Source organism: Bradyrhizobium sp. ISRA442 (assembly GCF_038085055.1).
Lineage (GTDB): Bacteria > Pseudomonadota > Alphaproteobacteria > Rhizobiales > Xanthobacteraceae > Bradyrhizobium.
This window is the reverse complement of the sequence record NZ_JALGCN010000017.1, coordinates 41,355-57,296: the sequence shown is the minus strand read 5'-3', so window position 1 is coordinate 57,296 and position 15,942 is coordinate 41,355. Positions and strand designations below refer to the sequence as shown.

The 15,942-nt window shown below is 65.7% G+C and carries 10 protein-coding genes; 7 read left to right on the top strand and 3 right to left on the bottom strand.

What is annotated here, in order from left to right:
- Position 1: 1 nt before the first annotated feature.
- Positions 2-1,615 carry an FAD-dependent oxidoreductase gene (locus tag MTR72_RS28775; protein WP_280967771.1) on the bottom strand — a complete coding sequence of 538 codons (1,614 nt, stop codon included), beginning with the start codon at positions 1,613-1,615 and terminating at the stop codon, positions 2-4.
- A 108-nt stretch (positions 1,616-1,723) separates the two neighbouring features.
- Here MTR72_RS28775 and MTR72_RS28770 point away from each other — a divergent pair, with 108 nt between their 5' ends.
- On the top strand, positions 1,724-2,263 hold the full coding sequence (locus tag MTR72_RS28770; protein ID WP_280967770.1) for a MarR family winged helix-turn-helix transcriptional regulator: 540 nt from the start codon (positions 1,724-1,726) through the stop codon (positions 2,261-2,263).
- Between the two features lie 57 nt (positions 2,264-2,320).
- Here MTR72_RS28770 and MTR72_RS28765 read toward each other — a convergent pair whose 3' ends face one another.
- On the bottom strand, positions 2,321-3,127 hold the full coding sequence (locus MTR72_RS28765; protein ID WP_280967769.1) for an N-acyl homoserine lactonase family protein: 807 nt from the start codon (positions 3,125-3,127) through the stop codon (positions 2,321-2,323).
- A 384-nt stretch (positions 3,128-3,511) separates the two neighbouring features.
- On the opposite strand from MTR72_RS28765, the gene MTR72_RS28760 reads away from it, so the two are divergent.
- The 4 genes from MTR72_RS28760 (at position 3,512) to MTR72_RS28745 (ending at position 10,103) form a co-directional block, all read left to right on the top strand.
- On the top strand, positions 3,512-5,038 hold the full coding sequence (locus MTR72_RS28760) for a caspase family protein (protein ID WP_280967768.1): 1,527 nt from the start codon (positions 3,512-3,514) through the stop codon (positions 5,036-5,038).
- 145 nt (positions 5,039-5,183) lie between these two features.
- Positions 5,184-5,855 (top strand): OmpA family protein, encoded by a 672-nt coding sequence (locus MTR72_RS28755; RefSeq protein WP_280967767.1) that lies wholly within the window; start codon positions 5,184-5,186, stop codon positions 5,853-5,855.
- 157 nt (positions 5,856-6,012) lie between these two features.
- A complete protein-coding gene (locus MTR72_RS28750) occupies positions 6,013-6,942 on the top strand; it encodes an efflux RND transporter periplasmic adaptor subunit (protein ID WP_280967766.1) in 930 nt (309 codons plus the stop codon).
- Positions 6,942-10,103, top strand: coding sequence for an efflux RND transporter permease subunit (locus MTR72_RS28745; protein WP_341511626.1), 3,162 nt, complete (start codon positions 6,942-6,944; stop codon positions 10,101-10,103). The genes MTR72_RS28750 and MTR72_RS28745 overlap by 1 nt, the downstream gene beginning before the upstream one ends.
- A 23-nt stretch (positions 10,104-10,126) precedes the next feature.
- Here the strand turns inward: MTR72_RS28745 and MTR72_RS28740 are convergent, their stop codons facing one another.
- Positions 10,127-10,801, bottom strand: coding sequence for a Crp/Fnr family transcriptional regulator (locus MTR72_RS28740; protein WP_280967764.1), 675 nt, complete (start codon positions 10,799-10,801; stop codon positions 10,127-10,129).
- 246 nt (positions 10,802-11,047) lie between these two features.
- Here MTR72_RS28740 and MTR72_RS28735 point away from each other — a divergent pair, with 246 nt between their 5' ends.
- Entirely contained in the window at positions 11,048-13,084 is a 2,037-nt protein-coding gene (locus MTR72_RS28735) for an AsmA family protein (protein WP_280967763.1), read from the top strand.
- 240 nt (positions 13,085-13,324) lie between these two features.
- Positions 13,325-15,772 carry an adenylate/guanylate cyclase domain-containing protein gene (locus MTR72_RS28730; RefSeq protein ID WP_280967762.1) on the top strand — a complete coding sequence of 816 codons (2,448 nt, stop codon included), beginning with the start codon at positions 13,325-13,327 and terminating at the stop codon, positions 15,770-15,772.
- The last annotated feature ends 170 nt before the right edge of the window (positions 15,773-15,942 follow it).

Genomic DNA, 15,942 nt, shown 5'->3' with positions numbered 1-15,942 from the left:
CTCAGTTCAAACCTTCGGCGCGCGACAGCGCCGCCGCGATCGCGGCTCCTGTCGGATGGCGGAAGCGCGCGGCGACATAGCCGTCGGGCCGGAGCAGATAGGCCGTACCAGGTTCGGCGTCGTAGCGCTTCGCGGCGAGACCGGCGGAATCGGCCAGACCGCCCTCGCCGCCAATCCGGATGTCCTTGACGCCGCCGGGCGCCCCGATTGCTGCGCCATTGCTGAACGACAGCAGGGCGAAGTCCGTTCCTCCCTTGCGGAACACCTCCGTGAGATAGGTCTGTTCGCCCGCGCGCACTTCGACCGGCGCATCCAGCATGGAACAGCCGGGCTTCGGGCCGCCACGCCACGCATCGGCATCGGGCGAGGACAGCGGCGAGTCATAGCTGCAGGGCACCGACAGCCGGCCACCATTGACCATGCGCTTGCCGAACTCGGTCTCCTTGGCGAGCGACAGCACTGCCTGGCGCAGCCGCGCTTCTTGAGGCGTATTCGGCGCCATGAAATCGGTGGAGCGCGTGGATTCGCGAATGTTCTCGTCGGCGGCGAGACTGCGCTCGACGTGGTAGCTCTCCAGCAGGCTCGCGGGCGAGCGCCCGCGCAGCACGCGATCGAGCTTCCAGGAGAGATTTTCGGCGTCCTCGAGACCTGAGTTGGCGCCGCGTGCGCCAAAGGGCGAGACCTGATGCGCCGAATCGCCGGCGAAGACCACGCGGCCATGGAGAAAGCGGTCCATGCGGCGGCACTGGAATTTGTAGAGCGAGATCCATTCGAACGCGAACTTGTCGTGGCCGAGCATGCGCGCGATGCGCGGCCGCACGTTCTCCGGCTTCTTCTCGAACACAGGATCGGCATCGCGGCTGAGCTGGAGATCGATGCGCCAGACGTCGTCGGGCTGGCGGTGCAACAGCGCCGAGCGCCCGGCATGGAACGGCGGATCGAACCAGAACCAGCGCTCGGTCGGGAATTCGGCGGTCATCTTGACGTCGGCGATCAGGAACTGATCCTCGAACACCTGGCCGGCGAATTCCGCACCGACCATCTGTCGCATCGAGGAGCGCGCCCCATCGCAGGCGATGACGTATTGGGCCTGCAGGCGATAGGCGCCCTCGGGCGTCTCGATGGTCAGCACCACAGAGTCGTTGCGCTGCTCCAGCGCCGTCACCTTGTTGCGCCAGCGCAGGTCGATCCCCGGCAGATCATTGATGCGATCGACCAGGTAGGCCTCGGCGTAATATTGCTGGAGGTTGATGAAGGCCGGCCGCTTGTGGCCGTCCTCAGGCAGCAGGTTGAACTGGTAGAGCTGGGACTCGCCGTGGAAGATGCGGCCGACGCTCCACACCACGCCCTTGTCGACCATGCGGTCGCCGACGCCGAGCCGGTCCCAATATTCCAGCGAGCGCTTGGAGAAGCAGATCGCGCGCGAGCCCTCGCCGATGCGGTCGGCATCATCCAGGAGGACGACAGGCTGGCCGCGCTGGGCGAGGTCGATCGCCAGCGACAGTCCGACCGGGCCGGCGCCGACCACGACCACCGCATGCTCGGCCGGGTTCGGGCCGGGGCGGTCCTGATCGGGATGGCGGCGGTAGCCGAACTGGGTCTTTGCCTGCGCCATGCGCTAACCTCGGCTCTGGTCAGGAGAGGACCGATCTGCTAGATAGTCTCACGTGCAACTATTTTGGACCGGAGCCGGCCGGCCGTCAACTGGAATTCGGAGCGCATTTTGGCGAGGACGACAGACACCGCGCTGAAGACACGCGAAGCGGACGACACATTGCCGAAGGCAAAGGCGCGGCTCGACCTGTTCAAGTTCGTGCCGTTCCGCCTGAACCGGTTAGCTGCCGAAGTGAGCGCCGCGCTCGCAGTCGAATATCAGGAGCGCCACGGTCTCGACATTCCGGCCTGGCGGGTGCTGGCGACGCTCGGCTTCCGCAACGATGCCTGCAGCGCGCAGTACATCTCGCAATGCACCCGCACGCACAAATCGACCATCAGCCGCGCGGTGACCACGCTCCTGCATGACGAGCTGATCGAGCGGGTCGAGAACGCAGCCGATCGCCGCGAATTCCGCCTGCAGCTCACGAAGAAGGGCCGCGCGCTCTACGAGGAGCTGTTCCCGCAACTCTTGCGGCGGGAAGACGAGATACTCTCCTGCCTCTCGGGGCAAGAGCGCAAGCAATTATCAGTGCTGCTCGGCAAGCTCGAGCAGAGCCTCGATCTGATCCAGACCAGCGAAGAAGCGGACGCCAAGGAGGCGTATTAGCCTCCTCCGTCATTCCGGGTTCGCGCTTTCAGCGCGCCCGGAATGACGGCTAGCCCGTCACTTCGCAAACGACGTCGACGGCGGCAGATGCAGTGCCCAGACGTCGACCTTGTCGCTGGCGCGCGGATAAATCTCCGTCACGATCGGATCGTGGCCGGGGATGTAGCGGTCGGGATGGCCGGCGAGACGCTCGATCGTCTCCCAGCCCTGTGCCATGTCACCGACATTGTAGACGATCGGGAACGGGCTCCTGCGCTGGAGATTGGCGTAGTAATGCGTAGCATCGGACGCCAGCACCACCGGTCCGCGCGCGGTCTCGACCTTCACCACCTGCAGGCCATCGGAATGGCCGCCGACGCGGTGCACGGTGACGCCGGGCGCGATCTCGCCATCGCCAGAATAGAAGGTGACGCGCTCGCCATAGACATGGCGCACCATCAGCGTGACGTGCTCGACCGAGAACGGATGTCGCAATAGTCCGTTGCACATGCAGCGTCCCGTCGCGTAAGCCATCTCGCGCTCCTGGAGGTGGAAGCGCGCATTCGGGAAGCGGTCAAGATTGCCGGCGTGGTCGTAATGCAGATGCGTCACGATGATGTCGCGAATGCTTGACGCGGAGACGCCAAAACGCTCAAGCGCATCGACCGGATTGAGTGTCAGTTTTCGCGCCCGCAAGCTCGCTTCCTCGGCATTGAAGCCGGTATCGACCAAAATATCGCGGCCGCCGCCGCGGATCAGCCAGACGAAGTAATCGAGGTCCTGCGCCGCGCTATCGTGCGGATCCGGCGCGAGGAAATTCATGTGCGGGGTGCGCGGCGACATCGTCGCATAGCGGAGGGCGTAGATTTCGTAGACGTTTCCCATGGTTTTGCTTTTTTCTGAAGGAGCCTTTCGGGACGATCCCGCGCACCAAGCCATTCTCCGTCGCAAACGTCAAACGCTGCCGGACTATGGCGCATCGCGCGCCATCATGTGAGACCAATCACACTTTCGTCGCCATGGCCGGCCTAACATGGATCGCCCCCCAAGAGGCTTGGGCCCTGAATCGAACTTTCGTCGAGCGAAGCCGTGACGGCCGATCTATTCCCTTCGCAACTTGCAGCGGCATCGCGGTCAATTGTCGCGATAATGCCGAATCTCCAAGCGGTTGACGCCCCCTCCCCCCGGTTTGATAATGCAAATAGCGTAAGTTAAGGTCGCCGCGGCGCAAGCTGGGAACGGCGCCCTTTTGGCTGGACCGCGCTGATTATGAAAATTCGCTTCCTTTTTCTTCTGCCGTTGCTCGTCTCGCTGCTTCCGACCGCGCCATCGCTGGCGGCCGGTGACCGTTTTGCGCTGGTCATCGGCAACGCCAAATATCCGGACGCGGACAGCCCGCTGAAGGAACCGATCAACGACGCACGCGATGTTGCCGACGAACTCAAACGGGACGGCTTTTCCGTCGAGATCGGCGAGAACCTGACCGGCGATGCCATGCGCCGCGCCTTCGACAAGCTCTACGGCAAGATCAAGCCGGGTGCGGTGGCGCTGGTCTTCTTCAGCGGTTTCGGCATCCAGTCGGCGCGCCAGAGCTACATGATCCCGATCGATGCGCAGATCTGGACCGAGTCGGACGTGCGCCGCGACGGCTTCAGCATCGAAACCATCCTCGGCGAACTCAACACCCGTGGCGCCGGCGTCAAGATCGCGCTGATCGATGCCTCCAGGCGCAATCCGTTCGAGCGCCGGTTCCGCAGCTTCTCGGCAGGGCTAACGCCGGTCATCGCGCCGAACGGCACGCTGGTCATGTATTCGGCGGCGCTGGCCTCGGTGGTCTCGGACGCCGGCGGCGACCACAGCCTGTTCGTCCAGGAGTTGCTCAAGGAAATCCGCGTCCCCGACCTGATGGCGGAGGAGACGCTGAACCGCACCAAGATGGGCGTCACGCGCGCCTCGCGCGGCGAGCAGGTGCCCTGGATCTCGTCCTCATTGGCCGAGGACTTCTCGTTCATTCCAGGCGCCGGCGGATCGCGCCCGACGGCGGCGACAACGCCGCCGCCTCCCGCTCCACCACCCGCCGTGGTCGCCAACAATCCGCCGCCTGCGCCGCCCGCCCCGCCGTCACCGCCTCCTCCGCCAAAGCCGCCGGCGGAAGCGACTGTCGCGCCGGCCCCGGCCCCATCTGCGAAGCCGCAGGTCGAGGCCGCCTTGCCGCCGCCGCCACCGCCGGTGAAGCCGGCCGATCCCGTCGCCACGCCGAGCACCAGCACCGACAGCGGCCCGAGTCAGGCCCTGCTGGCTGACGATCCCACGATCAAGGGCCTCACAGCGAAGATCGCCGCCAACCCCGATGACGTGAACGCGCTGTACCGGCGCGGCCAAGTCTATGCCAGCAAGGGCGCCTACGACCTCGCCATCAAGGATTTTGACGGCACGCTGCGGATCAATCCGAAGGACGTCGAGGCGCTGAACAACCGCTGCTGGACCCGCACCGTAGTCGGCGATCTCCAGGGCGCGCTGAAAGATTGCAACGAGGCGCTGCGGCTGCGGCCGAATTTCGTCGATGCGCTGGACAGCCGGGGCCTCGTCAACCTGAAATCCGGCGCGGTGAAGAATGCCATCGCCGATTTCGACGCGGCGCTGAAGATCAACCCGCGCCTGACCTCCTCGCTCTATGGACGGGGCCTCGCCAAGCAGCGCAACGGCTCGGCGCAGGAGGGTACACTGGACATCGCCAATGCCAAGGCGATGGACCCGAACATCGTTCAGGAATTCGCAAGTTACGGAGTGCGTTGATATTTTTTTGAGCTGAGGCGGGGCGCGCCTCGAACCCTGCGGCCCCGCCGGCGACTAATTTGACGATGCCGCAAGCGGCCTTCTGGGGGCTTATTGCACAAATTTTTTAGAACCGCGCGCGCTGGCTGCGCAGGAGGGACAGGCAATGAGATTGGCTGCAAAGGGACTTACCGCGATCCTTTCCATCTTCGCGATTGGCACCGCCCTGTCGCTGGCGCCATCACCCGTGCGCGCGGGCGATGACGGCAACAGCAAGAATGTCAGCGAGGATGAGATCGTTCGCGCCCTGGCGCCGCCGCCGAAGAAGCCCCTCACCCGCGGCCTTTCGATCGGCCCGCAGGCCGATCCCGCGCCGAGCGCAGCGGAGACCAAGCTGCTCCAGTCCGTCCGCGGACGCGCTACGCGTTCGCTCTCGGTCACCGAGCGCGAGGAGATCGCCTCGGTGGCCAAGGACAAGCCGAACATCGATCTCGAGATCACCTTCGACTACAACTCGGCCAATATCAGCGCCAAGTCGCTGTCCTCGGTCCAGGCGCTCGGCCGTGCGCTGACCAGCCCGGACCTGAAGGGCTCGACCTTCGTGGTCGCCGGCCACACCGACGCCGCCGGCGGCGAAGCCTACAATCAGGACCTGTCGGAGCGCCGCGCGGATTCGATCAAGCGCTATCTCATGGAAAAGTACAGCATCCCCGCGGCCGACCTCGTCACCGTCGGCTACGGCAAGAGCAAGCTGAAGGATCCGAGCCAGCCGATGGCGGAGGTGAACCGCCGCGTGCAGGTCGTCAACATGGAAAACAAGACCACCGCATCGAAGTGACCACGACGCAATTCTCGAAGTGATCCGTCGTGATGTGGTGTAAAGTCTCGCCTTCGGAGCGCGTCCCGCAGCCTTGCGGGACGCCGCTTTGTTTCAGGGAAACGCTCTCAGCAGGCCTCGTGCGGACGGCCGTGAGCCAGGCCAGGATGATCCGGCGATGAAGGCCACCGAATATCTCAAGCCTGCCGCAACCGTGGCGCTCATCATTGCGCTCGGCGTCGGCTATTACTTGTTCGAGCATCGGCATCGTCCCGAAGTGAAGGAAACGCCGAACCAGGCGCTCGTCGTCGTGACGAAGGCGACCAACGCCTGCTTCTCCGATCTGGTGCGGGTGACCGGCTTCTTCGTGCCGCGACGCGAAGCCGTGGTCGTGGCCGACCAGGAGGGATCCAGGGTCACCGATGTCTTCGTCACGGAAGGCGCCGTTGTCACCGACAACCAGGAGCTGGCGCGCCTGACGGCGCCGCCGCAGATTCCGGGCCAGCCGGCACGGCCAGGTCAGCAAGGCCCGATCTCGTTGAAGGCGCCGGCGCCGGGTCTCGTCACCGAAGTCCGCACCATCGTCGGTGCGCCGGCCTCGCCGCAGGCGGGTCCGATGTTCCGCATCGCCGTCAACGGCGAGATCGAGCTCGACGCGCAGGTTCCGGCCGTGCACATGCCCAAGCTCAGCCCCGGCGCCACCGTGCGGATCAGCCGCGACGACGCGCCCGATCTGATCGGACGGGTCCGGCTGGTGTCGCCCGAAATCGACCGCGCCACCCAGCTCGGGCGCGTCCGCATCAGCGTCACCAACAATCCGTCGCTGAAGGTCGGCATGTTCGCCCGCGCCTCGATCGACGCCAAGCGAAGCTGCGGCGTTGCGGTTCCCAAGACCGCCATTGACCATCTCACCGTCCAGGTGGTCAAAGGCAATACGGTCGAGACGCGCAAGGTGCGGGTCGGACTGACGTCCGACAGCTCGACGGAAATCCTGGAAGGGCTCGACGTCGGCGAAATCGTCGTGGCCGACGCCGGCTCTTCGCTGCATGACGGCGACCAGATCAAGACTGTCTTCGCCGATGAAATCGATCGATCGCGAGTACGCTGATGGCTCTCAATATTTCGGCATGGTCGATCCGCAATCCGCTGCCGTCGGTCGTCTTTTCGATCATCCTCCTGATCCTCGGCTGGGTCTCCTTCACCAAGCTTGCGGTGACGCGGCTGCCCTCGGCCGATATTCCCGTGATCTCGGTCGCGGTATCGCAGTTTGGCGCGGCGCCCGCCGAGCTTGAGTCCCAGGTCACCAAGACGGTTGAAGACGCGGTCTCCGGCGTCGAGGGTGTGCGGCACATCACCTCGTCGATCACCGACGGCCTGTCGGTCACCACGATCCAGTTCGCGCTCGAGACCAACACCGACCGCGCGCTCAACGACGTCAAGGACGCCGTCACGCGCGTGCGCTCCAACCTGCCGCAGAACGTCACCGAGCCGCTGATCCAGCGCGTCGACGTGATCGGCCTGCCGATCGTCACCTACGCCGCGATCTCGCCCGGCAAGACGCCGGAGCAGCTTTCCTATTTCGTCGACGACGTGGTCAAGCGCGCGCTGCAGGGCGTGCGCGGCGTCGCCCAGGTCGAGCGCATCGGCGGTGTCGAGCGCGAGATCCTGGTCTCGCTCGATCCCGACCGCCTGCAGGCGATGGGGCTGACTGCCGTCAATGTCAGCCAGAGCTTGCGCGGCACCAATGTCGACGTCGCCGGCGGCCGGGCCGAGATCGGCAAGAATGACCAGGCGATCCGCACGCTTGCCGGCGCCAAGACGCTGGGCGATCTCACCGGCACCATGATCCCGCTGTTCGGCGGCGGCGAGGTCCGGCTCGACGATCTCGGTACCGTCACCGACACCATCGCCGACCGCCGCACCTTCGCCCGCTTCAACGGCGAGCCGGTCGTGGCACTCGGCATCAAGCGCTCCAAGGGCGCCAGCGACGTCGTGGTCGCCGCCGCCGTGCAGAAGCGCATCGACGTGCTCAAGGCCGCCTATCCGGACGTCGACCTCAAGCTGATCGACACCTCGGTCGAATACACCAAGGGCAATTACGAGGCGGCGATCTCGACCCTGTTCGAAGGCGCGATCCTCGCCGTCATCATCGTGCTGTTGTTCCTGCGCGACCTGCGCGCCACCATCATCGCCGCGATCTCGCTGCCGCTGTCGATCTTCCCGGCGTTCTGGGCGATGGACATCCTCGGTTTCTCGCTTAACCTCGTCAGCTTCCTCGCCATCACGCTGTCGACGGGTATTCTGGTCGACGATGCCATCGTCGAGATCGAGAACATCGTGCGGCACATGAACATGGGCAAATCGCCTTATCGTGCAGCACTCGAAGCCGCTGATGAAATCGGCCTCGCGGTGATCGCGATCTCGCTCACCATCATCGCGATCTTCGCGCCGGCGAGCTTCATGTCGGGCATCGCCGGCCAGTTCTTCAAGCAATTCGGCATCACCGTCTCGGTGCAGGTGTTCTTCTCGCTGCTGGCGGCGCGCTTCGTCACGCCGATGCTGGCGGCCTACTTCCTCAAGCACCACAATCACGCGGAGCCGCCGCCGGGCCGCGTGCTGCGCACCTACCACAAGATCGTGGCCTGGTCGGTGAAGCACTATTTCATCACCGTGGTGATCGGCTTTGCCATCTTCGCCGCATCGATCTGGAGCATCACGCTGCTGCCGCAGGGCTTCCTGCCCGCGCAGGACAGTGCGCGCTCGCTGCTCGCGATCGAATTGCCGCCCGGCACCCAGCTCGCCTACACCGAGAAGGTCACCGAAGACATCGTCGCGCGCCTGCGCAAGCGTCCGGAGGTGAAGAGCATCTTCGTCGACGGCGGCCGTGTCCCGCCGGGGACGCAGGAGGTGCGCCGCGCCGCCCTGATCATCAACTATACGCCCAAGACCGAACGCGACATCACCCAGCGCGAGCTCGAATTCTCGATCAGCCAGGAGCTCGAGAACATCCCCGACATCCGCTTCTGGTTCCTGGACGAGAACGGCCTGCGCGCAATCTCGCTGGTCGTGACCGGCGTCGACGCCAACATCGTCAACAACGTCGCAAGCGAGCTCGCGACGCAGATGAAGCGGATTCCGACCATCTCCAACGTGATCTCGGAGACCGCGCTGGAGCGGCCGGAGCTGCGCATCGAGCCGCGCGCCGACCTCGCCGCGCGCCTCGGCGTCTCGACCGAAAGCCTGTCGCAGACGATCCGCGTCGCGACCATCGGCGACGTCGGCCCCGCGCTCGCCAAGTTCGACGTCGGCGACCGCCTGGTGCCGATCCGCGTGCAGCTCGAGGACGCCGCGCGCGGCAATCTCAAGACGCTCGAACAGCTCCGCGTGCCGCTCGGCGAGCACGGCGAAAAGGGCGGCGTGCCGCTCTCGGTCATCGCCGACGTCAAGCTCGACCAAGGCCCGACCAGCATCAACCGCTACGACCGTGAACGCCAGGCGACCGTCGCCGCCGATCTCGTCGGCTCTGCGGCGCTGGGCGATGCCACCAAGAAGATCTACGAGCTGCCGGTGATGAAGAGCCTGCCGAAGGGCGTGAAGGTCTCACCGTCCGGCGACGCCGAGAGCCTGAACGAACTGTCCGACGGCTTTGCCACCGCGATCACCGCGGGCCTGATGATGGTCTATGCGGTGCTGGTGCTGCTGTTCGGCACCTTCCTGCAACCGATAACCATCCTGTTCTCGCTGCCGCTGTCGATCGGCGGCGCGATCGCCGCGCTGCTCGTCACCGGCAAGCAGCTCACCACGCCGGTCTGGATCGGCATCCTGATGCTGATGGGCATCGTGACCAAGAACGCGATCATGCTGGTAGAGTTCGCGATCGAGGCGATCCACGCCGGCAAGACGCGCGAAGACGCGATGATCGACGCCGGCATGAAGCGCGCCCGCCCGATCGTGATGACCACGATCGCGATGGTCGCCGGCATGACGCCGAGCGCGCTCGCGGTCGGCGCCGGCGGCGAATTCCGCTCGCCGATGGCGCTCGCGGTGATCGGCGGCCTCTTGTTCTCCACCATCCTGTCGCTGGTGTTCGTGCCGGCGATGTTCATGGTGATGGACGACATCGGCGTCCTGTTCTGGCGCTTCGGCAAGCGGCTGATCGTGCACAGCGAGGATGCCGAGACCGCGGATCAACACGCGGCTTCGCCCCCCGGCGCCGCGCCGGCGGAAGCAGCGCACGCGTCGAAGAAGGTCGCGCATCCGGCGGAGTAGATGGAGGACCAGGCTCGCTCTGGCTACTCATTCCGCGCGATCGACGTCAGCCTCGTCATGTTCTTCAGGAGAATGCGGCCACGCTGGAGATCGAGGATCGCGTCCTTGCGCCAGGCCTGAAGCTGGCGGTTGACGCTTTCGCGTGCGGCGCCGACGAAGATGCCGAGCTGCTCCTGCGAGATGTGCACCTCGGAGCCGAAATCGGCGGCGAGCGCGCAGAGCCGCCGCGCGAGCCGCACCGGCAGCGGCTGCAGCATGGATTCCTCCATGCGCTCGCTCTGCCAGCGGATGCGCTGGCAGAGCAACGCGATGAGCTTGATCGCGACCTTCGGCTCGCGCTCGAGGAAGGCGAGAAAATCCTCGCGCCGCAGCACGAACAGCTCACTGGCTTCGCCGGCCGTCGCGTCCGCCGTGCGATTCTGGCCGTCCAGCACCGCGACCTCGCCGAACAGATCGCCGGGGCCCATGAAATTCAGCGTAAGCCGGCTGCCGTCGGCGGCGCCGGTCTCGATGCGGATCTGCCCGCGGCGCACGCCGAACAGCGCATCGCCAGGATCGCCCTTCTGGAACAGGACCTCGCCGTTCGCCAGGAGCTGAGTGTGGCAGAGGTTGGACAGTCTCTGGAGTTCGTCGGCCCCGAGATCCGCGAACATCGGGTTCATCTTCAGAATGACCGCAAATTCGGCCTGCTTGCTCATCTCAAAATTCCCTTATCAATTCGCCTATCAATTCCTTTGGCAATCCGTTGGCAAACCCCTTGGAACCATCAACATCAGAATCGCGTCAAAGCCGCACCGGATAAGTGTGTCATAAGTCACATAACTTTGCAGCACCTCCTGACTATTTTTGGCCGCTTGGAGCGGCTTCCCGTCCCGGGATAAACTCCCGCGCAGACGGGCGACCGACCGGGTTCGGTGCCGCTTGTCCATCGTTGGAAAGTCGACATGAGAGCAGTGAAATTCGCCGGGGCGGCGGTTGCCGCCGTCATCATCGTGATCGCGCTTCTCCTCGTGGTCGGGATCCCCCCGGGCTTCCTGACATCGACGATTGCATCGCGCGTCGAGAGCGCGACAGGTTATCGCCTGTCGATCGACGGCACGACCAAGGTCAGCCTGTGGCCCACGCTGAACGTGACGCTGAACGACCTCACGCTTCAGGATCCGAAGGACCGCAGCGGCATCACGCGCCTGACGGTCGACAGCGTGCAAGCCGACATGACGCTGTCCAGCGTGTGGTCGGGCCGGCCGAAGATCAGTGAGCTCATCATCACCCATCCGGTGCTCTACCAGCCGCTGCTGCGCGAGCGCCTGCCGAATACCAATCCGCCGTCGACGCCGGCCGCCGTTGCGGTGGACATGGATGGCGCGGCCATCGACCGCATCAAGATCACCGATGGCGAAGTTGCGTTCTCGCGTGTCCGCGACCGGGTCGAGGGACGCATCAGCGCCATCAACGCCGATGCCATCGCCGGCCGCGACCGCAAGGTCGATTTCACCGGCACCGCGCGCGCCGGCAATCGCCCGATCAAGTTCGACATCAAGGCGACCGCGCCGGCGGCGCCGATCGAGCGGCAGACCATCCCGGTGGATTTCGCCATCGACATGCCCGAAGTGCTGACCTCGCAACTGAAGGGCCACGCCGACATGCGGCTCAATGGGCCGATCGTGATGATCAACGGGCTGAGCGGCGCGCTCGGGGACGGCGCCTTCAACGGCTGGGCCTCGGTCGACATTGCGAGCAAGCCTTTGGTGAAGGTCGATCTCGACTTCCAGCGGCTTTCCATACCGCTGTCGAAATCGCCCGAGGGCGCAGCCGGCCAGCCCTGGAGCGATGCGCCGATCGACGTCTCCGGGCTCAACTATGTCGATGCGCAGATCAGGATTTCGGCCAATGAGGCCAATATCGGCGAGGCGCGCCTCGCGCCGCTCGCGCTCGACGCAAAGCTTGCGGGCGGCGTGCTGAAAGCCGGCACCGCCAATCTCGGCGCTTATGACGGCCATATCTCGGGTGAGGTGATCCTGGATGCGACCAGCGGCGCACCGAGCTTTGCCATGCATTCCGACCTCGTCGGCGTGCGCGCCCTGCCGCTGCTGAAGGGACTTGCCGATTTCGATCGGCTCGACGGCAAGCTGCAGGCCAAGCTCGCCCTGCGCAGCGCCGGCACCAGCCAGCGCGCGCTGATGGCGAACATGCAGGGCACGGCGTTCGCCAACTTCCAGGACGGCGCCATCCGCGGCATCAACGTCGCGCAGATGATCCGCTCGCTGACGACGGGCACGCTGTCCGGCTGGCAGGACAGCCAGGAATTGAGCACGGACCTGTCGCAGCTCTCCGCCTCGTTCCGCGTCGACAAGGGCCAGGCGGTGACGACCGATCTCAACCTGATCGGACCGCTGGTGCGCGTGACCGGCGCCGGCACCATCGCACTCGACACCAAGATGATGGGCTTTCGCGTCGAGCCGAAGCTGGTGATGACGACCGAAGGCCAGGGCCGCACCTCCGAGCCGGTCGGCTTCGGCATCCCCGTGATGATCCAGGGCTCGTGGTCGCAGCCGCGGATCTATCCGGACATGGCCGGCGTGCTCGACAATCCCGACGCCGCCTATGCTAAGCTGCGTGAGATGGGCAAAGGCCTGTTCGGCCCTGACGGCGCCGGGCTCGGCAACATCCTGGATAGCCTCGGTCTCGGCGGCGCCGCGCCCAACGGCGGCAACTCGGCCGGCAACCCCAATCCCCCGGCGCAACAGCCGGGGCAGAACAATCTGCTGGGAGGACCGCTCGGCGAGGCGATCGGCAATCTGATCCAGCAGGGGCTCTCCAGCGGGACCGGCACCGGCCGGACCAGCCGCGGCCTGCCGGCAAGCCCGAATACGCCGGCGCCGCAGGCATCGCCCACACCGCCGGCCCACGAGGACCCGCCGGCCGCGCAGCAGGACAGTCAGCCAATGAACGACGTGCTGCGGCAACTCTTTAATCGGTGACTGGCGGGGCCGGCGCGGAGACCTTCAGCCATCCTTCAATGCTGCCCCTTCCGCGGCTTCCCCCGAGAGAGCGCGCCTCACTTGCTGCAACAATCCACCGCCCTGACGGCGATCATGGTGTCCACCGCGGGTAACCACGACGCGTGCTCACCGGCCCCCATGGCCCAAACTGTGGTAGAAGGCCGAAAGGGCCTCTACGGCCCATAGCGCCGGCGTCGGTCGCGGCGCGTGAGGATCCGGATGGCAGGGGCGAAAGACAAGGTCGGGTTTCTCCGCGAGGGCCTGTTCGCGAAATACGTCGTCTCCCTCGTCGGCCTCGTCGTGTTCGTGCTCGCCGTCAACGGCGCGATGGAGACCTGGATCTCCTACCGCGCCACCAAGACGTCGCTGACCGACGGGCTGGAGGACAAGGCGCAAGCGGCGTCGCGGCGGATCGAACAGTCGATCTCCGAGCTCGAGCGCCAGATTAGCTGGGTCACCCGCGCGAGCCAGGACACCATCGACAAGCGCAGAGCCGACTACGCCCAGCTCCTGCACCAAGTCTCGGTCGTCAGCCAGCTCTTCCAGCTCAATGGCGAGGGCCGCGAGGTGCTGCGCGTCTCGCGCCAGTCGACCACGACCGGCGGCAATGTCGATCTCTCACGCGACATGCGCTTCATCGACACGGTTGCCCGTGGCGTAAGTTATTCACCGGCCCATTTCGATGGCCGGACACCGTTCATGTCGATCTCTGTGGCGCATTCCGGTTTCAACGCCGGCGTCACGGTCGCCGAGATCGATCTCGGCTTCCTCTCCGATTTCGTCACCGACGCGCAGGTCGGCAAGGCCGCCTTTGCCTATGTGGTCGATCCGCGCGGCCGCGTGCTGGCGACGTCGTCCAGGGGACCCGAGGTCGGCAAGGATCTGTCGAAGCTGCCGCATGTGGCGGCTGCGATCGCGCCCGGCCGCGAGCCCGATACGTCCGGCACCGACTTCAACGGCCATGCCGTGCTGACCGCCGCAAGCGCCGTACCGAAGCTCGGCTGGAGCGTGCTGTTCGAGCAGCCGACTGCGCAGGCGCTGACGCCAATTCGCGACCAGCTCGTGCGCGTCGCGCTCCTGATCGGCATGGGCCTGATGGTCGCGATCCTCGCCGGCACGCTGCTCGCGCGCCGCATGATCATCCCGATTGCCGCGCTGCGAGCCGGCGCGCACCGGCTCGGCGAGGGCGATTTCAGCCACCGCATCGACGTGCACACCTCCGACGAGCTGGAGGAGCTTGCCGGCCAGTTCAACCGCATGGCCGGCCAGCTCCAGGAGACCTATTCGGGCTTGGAGACCAAGGTCGACGAGCGCACGCGCGACCTCGCGCGGTCGATCAACGAGCTTAAGGTGCTGGAAGAGGTCGGCCGCGCGGTCGCCTCTTCGCTCGATCTCAATGCCGTGCTGCCGACCATCGCAGCGCGCGCACTCGAGATTACCCATGCCGATGCGGTGCTGATCTACGGCTATGATGCCAGCAAGCGGCAGTTTGACCTCATCGAGGCCGACGGCATCGACAAGTCCGCCGAGGGCGCGCATGTCACCATCGACGAAGGCGCGAACATCCTGAGCGATGCCGCGGCAAGCGGCGAGCCGATCGCGCTGGCCGATCTCGACCACGCCGCCGAGCAGCCGCTGCGCGACGTCGCGATCAATGCCGGCTTCCATTCCGTGCTGGTGGCGCCGCTGATCGACCAGCAGGGCATCCTCGGCTCGCTGGTGGTGCTGCGCCGCGCGCGCGGCGAGTTCGCCGGCAGCCTTACCGGCCTGATGCGGACCTTTGCCAACCAGGCCGTGCTGGCGATGCGCAATGCGCGCCTGTTCACCGAAGTCGATCACAAGGGCCGCGAGCTTGCGGCTGCGCACGAAACCGTGCAGCAGCAGGCGGCGAAGCTTCAGGAGCAGACCGAGCAGCTTCGCAACTGGAACCGCTCGCTCGAGGAACGCGTCGAGAAGCAGCTCGGCGAGATCGGCCGCATCAAGCGCCTCGAACGCTTCCTCGCCCCGCAGGTCGCCCAGCTCATCGCCTCCTCAGACGGTCACGACGCGTTGCTCGACAGCCATCGCCGCGAGGTGACCGTGGTGTTCTGCGATCTGCGCGGCTTCACCTCCTTCACCGAGGCAACCGAGCCGGAAGAAGCGATGAACGTGCTGCGCGAGTATCACGCCGCGCTCGGCGAGCTGATCTTCCGTTACGAGGGCACCCTCGATCGCTTTGCCGGTGACGGCGTGATGATCCTGTTCAACGCTCCGATTCAATTCGCCGACCACACCAAGCGCGCAGTGAAGATGGCCGTCGAGATGCGCGATGCGATCGGCGCCCTGACCGAGAAGTGGAAGAACCGCGGCCACTCGCTCGGCTTCGGCCTGGGCATCGCGATGGGCTACGCCACGCTCGGCCAGATCGGCTTCGAGCAGCGCCTGGAATACGCCGCGATCGGCAGCGTCACCAACCTCGCCTCGCGCCTCTGCGACGAAGCCAAGGCCGGCCAGATCGTAGTGAGCCGCCGCGTCTACGGCATGGTCGAACCTTGGGTCGAAGCGCGCGCGCTCGAGGATCTCCAGCTCAAGGGTTTTAACCACCCCGTGCTCGCGATGGAGATTTTGTCCTGGCGCGAGGAAGTCAAGAACGTGGTGGACGCGTCCGCGGCGCGGCGGAGGATGTGATCACAGGCGCGCGCCAGATACCTCCGCTGTCATGCCCCGGCTTGACCGGGGCATCCAGTACGCCGCGGCCTCTCGATGAATAACCACTGCCTCTGGAACACTGGATCGCCCGCTTGACGCCTACGCTAAAGCTTCGGCGCCCCTGGACCGCAGCCCCGGGGAAGCCTTGG